Origin of the sequence: Sphingorhabdus sp. (assembly GCF_044354325.1) — a bacterium.
In the GTDB taxonomy this organism is placed as follows: Bacteria; Pseudomonadota; Alphaproteobacteria; order Sphingomonadales; family Sphingomonadaceae; genus Sphingorhabdus_B.
This window is the reverse complement of sequence record NZ_JBILAF010000136.1, coordinates 1-4988: the sequence shown is the minus strand read 5'-3', so window position 1 is coordinate 4988 and position 4988 is coordinate 1. Positions and strand designations below refer to the sequence as shown.

Sequence of the window (4988 nt, the reverse complement as noted above, 5' to 3'; positions counted from 1 at the left end):
AATCTACGCATTATACTCTCTCCTCCTATTCAACCGACCCCCCCCCCTTTGTGGCATTTGCTGCTCACTTCGGGATACCAGTTTTGAAACACTCACCGTCTGGGTTGGACCGGCAAGCAAGCTCTCACTCAATCTCCATCCTATCGCCGAATTTTAACAAATCCAGCAATTTAATCGGGCAGTTGAAATTTATACTTTACAGTGGCTTTTGTGCCCTTTGGCGCTAATTATGCGGTCTATGTTTGACCGTCCTACGATATTAGACGCGGCTTTTCTGCGGCGTGTTGCTGCCCATGACTTTCCCGCTCCGCGTTCAGAAGGTGCGACCGAAGTAGCAGCGCCCCATCTGCTGGTGGATTTGTTCGACACGCAAATCATGAACCGTCACCTCGATCTTTGGGCGCGCCGGTCAAAGGGTAAGACATTTTATTCCATTGGCAGTTCGGGGCATGAAGGCACTGCGGCGATGGCGGCGGCGACGCGCGCAACCGACATGGCATTTTTGCATTATCGCGATGGCGCGTTTCTCATTCAGCGCAAAAAGCAAGCGGGCGGCCTGACGCCATTATATGACATGGCTTTGTCCTTCGCAGCTTCGGCAGATGATCCGATTTCCGGCGGGCGGCACAAGGTTCTGGGATGTGCACACACATTTGTCCCGCCGCAGACCAGCACCATTGCCTCGCATTTGCCCAAAGCCGTTGGCGCCGCGCATTCTTTGGGGCTGGCACGGCGTCTGCAACTGGATGACGCGGTACTTCCCCACGATTCCATCATTTTATGTTCCTTCGGTGATGCGTCGGCCAACCACTCGACATCGCAAGGCGCGTTCAACGCCGCCTGCTGGGCTGCGTATCAGCATTTGCCCATGCCGATTGTTTTCCTGTGTGAGGATAATGGCATCGGCATTTCGGTGCGGACGCCCGGTGGATGGATAAAGGCCAACTTCGCGCATCGCCCCGCATTGAAATATATTGCCTGCGACGGGGCGGACCTGAATGATGCCCTGCGTGGCTGCCACGAAGCCGTCGCCTATGCGCGTTCGCGGCGTAGGCCCGTATTTCTGCACATGCAGACGGTGCGTCTCATGGGGCATGCGGGGGCCGATGTTGAATTGAGCTATGCTCCGATTGCGCAGATCGAAGCGGCCGAAGCGCAAGATCCATTGCTGCACAGCGCGCGCATTTTGCATGAACAAGCGGGCATGTCGGGCGCTGAAATTGTTGCGCGCTACGAAGACATGCGCGCGCGGGTTGACCGTGTTGCCTTGGATGCGCTGGCCAAGCCACGGCTCGTCACCACGCAAGAGGTGATGGCGTCCATTCTGCCAGAGGAAGGCGCCAAGCCATCGCCGCCATTGCCCGATGCCGCATCGCGCGACACTCTATTTGCCAAAGACGCGCGCAACCTCGCTAAGCCGGTCACTTTGGCCAAGAGCATCAACTTCGCCTTGGCGGACATCATGCTGCAATATCCCAATGTCGCGGTGTTCGGAGAAGACGTCGCGCGCAAAGGCGGCGTTTATGGCGTGACACAGGGGCTGCAGGAAAAATTCGGCGCAGCACGTGTGTTTGATACGTTGTTGGACGAACAGACCATCCTTGGGCTTGCCATCGGCATGGGGCATAATGGCTTTGTTCCAATCCCTGAAATCCAGTTTTTGGCCTATCTGCATAATGCAGAGGACCAGATCCGGGGCGAAGCGGCGACCTTGTCCTTCTTTTCAAACCGACAATATCGCAACCCTATGGTCGTGCGTATCGCTGGCTTGCCCTATCAAAAGGGCTTTGGTGGGCATTTCCACAATGACAACAGCATCGCTGTCCTCACCGACATTCCCGGTATCATTGTCGCATGTCCATCCAACGCCGCCGACGCGCCCGCTATGCTGCGTGAATGCGTCCGGCTGGCGCATGAGGATGGCCGTGTTGTGATCTTCCTTGAACCCATCGCGCTGTATCACACAACGGACCTTCACGGCGCGGAGGATGGGGCGTGGTCTGCGGAATATACAGCGCCGACGGACGCGCGTGAAATCGCCTTTGGTGCGCTTGGGCAATTTGGCAACGGCACTGAACTTGCGATTATAACCTATGGAAATGGTTATTATTTATCGCGTCAGGCCGCGCCCGAATTGGAAGCGTTGGGCATCAATCTACGCATCATTGACCTGCGTTGGTTGCATCCGTTGAATGCGGACGCAATCGTGGGTGCGGTGGCCGATTGTTCGAATATCCTGATTGTTGACGAAAGCCGCCGGTCGGGAAGCTTGAGTGAAAAGCTGATGACCATATTGACGGAGGCTGGTCGCGGAAACGCCGTTAGCCGGATTACCGCTGAAGATTGCTTCATCCCGCTTGGGCCCGCGGCTGAGCTGGTATTGCCAAGCAAGCAATCGATCGTGGACGCGGCCAAGGCAGCGGTCGCATGAAGAAGCGCGCATTGGTCGTTTGCCCGGGGCGCGGCACCTATAACGCGTCCGAGCTTGGATATGTGCAGAAGCACCATGCGGCGCGCGCTGATGTGGTCGGCATTGTTGATGCGGTCCGTGCGGAAAAGGGCCAAGTGCCGGTATCGACGCTCGATAAAGCGGAGAAATACGCGCCATCGGTGCATATGACCGGCGATAACGCGTCCCCGCTAATTTACGCATCTGCCCTCGCGGATTTCGCTGCGATTGATCGTGAACGCTTCGATGTCGTTGCGGTGACGGGTAATTCGATGGGCTGGTATCTCGCGCTTGCCTGTGCGGGGATTGTCGATCTGGCGGCGGGTGCGCGGCTTGTGAACAATATGGGCCTGTTGATGCATGAACATGGCACCGGTGGGCAGATCGTTTGGCCGATTATTGATGTTGATTGGAATATTGACGCAAAAAAAGTAAATTTTGCGAATGCTTTAGTTGATGAAGCGCAGAATATTTCTGATATAACTATATCAGTGTCGATACGGCTTGGCGGGATGGTGGTGTTCGCAGGCGACGAAGCCGGACTGAAGTGGCTCGCCGAAAAACTGCCGAAGGACGACCGCTTCCCATTGCGCTTGATGCACCATGCGGCATTCCACAGTTCGTTGCTGCAGCATATCGTGCCGATGGCGCGCGCGCAGAATCCTGTGGCGGATTTCGGTCCGGGTAACATTCCGGCAATTGACGGGCAGGGCAAGATTTGGTCGCCGCATGCCTTTAGCGCAGATGCAATCTACGCCTACACGCTTGGCGCGCAATTAACCGAGACATATGATTTTAGCCGCGCAGTGCAGGTTGCTGCCGCAGAATTCGCGCCGGACGTTGTGATTGTTCTGGGGCCCGGAACGACCTTGGGTGCGCCAACGGCACAAGCGCTGATTGCATCTGGTTGGCGCGGCCTTTCGGGCAAAGCGGACTTTCAGGCACGGCAACAGGACGAACCCATATTGATTTCCATGGGTATGGACGAACAGCGCGCCTGGGCATTACGTTAAACGTTGCATACGAATAAGCGCTAGACGCTTGTGCCCTTCAGGATAAAGGGAGTCGCGATTGGTAAGGCGACCGACCGGTGCCTTGCATGGAGACGGACAGAATGAGCATGCACAGTTCCACCTTGCTGTTGTTTGGGGCCACGGGTGACCTTTCACGACGGATGCTGCTGCCATCCTTGTATGCGCTGCATGCCGACGGCCTGATTAATCCTGACCTGCGTATTTTCGGCACGGCACGTAGCACACTTACCGATGATGGCTTTCGCGATATGGCGCGCGCGGCATTGTGTGAATTTCTGCCCGATGACCGCAAGGCCGAGGGCCTGATTGACGCGTTTCTGCAAAGGCTTTCTTATGTCGCGCTGGACGCGTCCGATCCGCAAGGCTTTGCCGCATTGGCGGACAAGATTGGCGACATATCGGGCGGATTGTCGATTTTCCTCTCCACCGCGCCATCTTTGTTTGAACCAACGATCAAGGGCCTCCACAATGCCGGCCTTTCGGGTGAAAATGTGCGCATTGGCTTGGAAAAGCCATTGGGCAATGATTTGGCGTCATCGCAGCACATTAACGACGCCGTGAACGCGGTTTTCCCGGAAACACGCACGTTCCGCATCGACCATTATCTGGGCAAGGAAACGGTCCAGAACCTGATGGCGCTTCGTTTTGCCAACATGTTGTTTGAGCCGCTGTGGAATGCCAATGCCATTGAGCATGTGCAGATTACCGTGAGCGAGACCGTCGGGCTTGAGGGGCGGGCCGGATTTTATGACGATACCGGCGCGCTGCGCGACATGGTGCAAAACCATATGCTGCAATTGCTGGCGCTGACCGCAATGGAGCCACCGGCAAGTCTGGATGCGACGGCCATTCGCGATGAAAAGGTAAAGGTCCTGCGCGCGCTGCGTCCGGTGGTCGAAGGTGACGTCGTGACCGGGCAATATAATGACGGTGCGGTCAACGGCGAAGCGGTCAAAGGCTATGACGCGGACCTCGGCAAGCCATCTGACACCGAAACCTTTGTCGCGATTAAAGCCTATGTCGACAATTGGCGGTGGCAGGGCGTGCCGTTTTTCCTGCGCACCGGGAAACGTTTGCCCGAACGCCGCAGCGAAATCGTGATCCAGTTCAAACCCGTCCCCCACAATGTGTTCAAGGACCGTGGCGGACGGCTGGAGGCAAATACGTTGGTTATCCGGTTACAGCCCGAGGAATATGTTCGGTTGTTGGTGATGGCGAAAGAACCCGGGCTGGATCGCGGCGGGGTCACCTTGCGCGAAGTGCCGCTTGATCTGTCGCTTACCGCCGCCTTTGCCGGGTCGCGACGGCGGATTGCGTATGAACGCCTGCTCCTTGACCTCATAGAAGGCGACCAGACGTTATTTGTCCGCCGTGACGAGGTTGAGGCCCAGTGGAAGTGGATCGATGCCATACGGGCGCTGTGGGACGCGACAGCGTTGAAGCCAAAGGGCTATGGTGCCGGTAGCTGGGGCCCCAGTGCCGCGATTGCCCTCACCGAACGTGAT

General features: G+C 56.8%; 3 protein-coding genes. All 3 read left to right on the top strand.

What is annotated here, in order from left to right:
- The first annotated feature begins 229 nt into the window (after positions 1-229).
- Complete coding sequence (locus ACIQ0G_RS10175; RefSeq protein WP_397577808.1) at positions 230-2431, top strand: thiamine pyrophosphate-dependent enzyme; 2202 nt, start codon at positions 230-232, stop codon at positions 2429-2431.
- Entirely contained in the window at positions 2428-3462 is a 1035-nt protein-coding gene (locus ACIQ0G_RS10170) for an ACP S-malonyltransferase (RefSeq protein ID WP_397577807.1), read from the top strand. The genes ACIQ0G_RS10175 and ACIQ0G_RS10170 overlap by 4 nt, the downstream gene beginning before the upstream one ends.
- A 101-nt stretch (positions 3463-3563) precedes the next feature.
- The coding region (zwf, locus tag ACIQ0G_RS10165; protein ID WP_397577806.1) for a glucose-6-phosphate dehydrogenase at positions 3564-4988 on the top strand (1425 nt) is incomplete at its 3' end.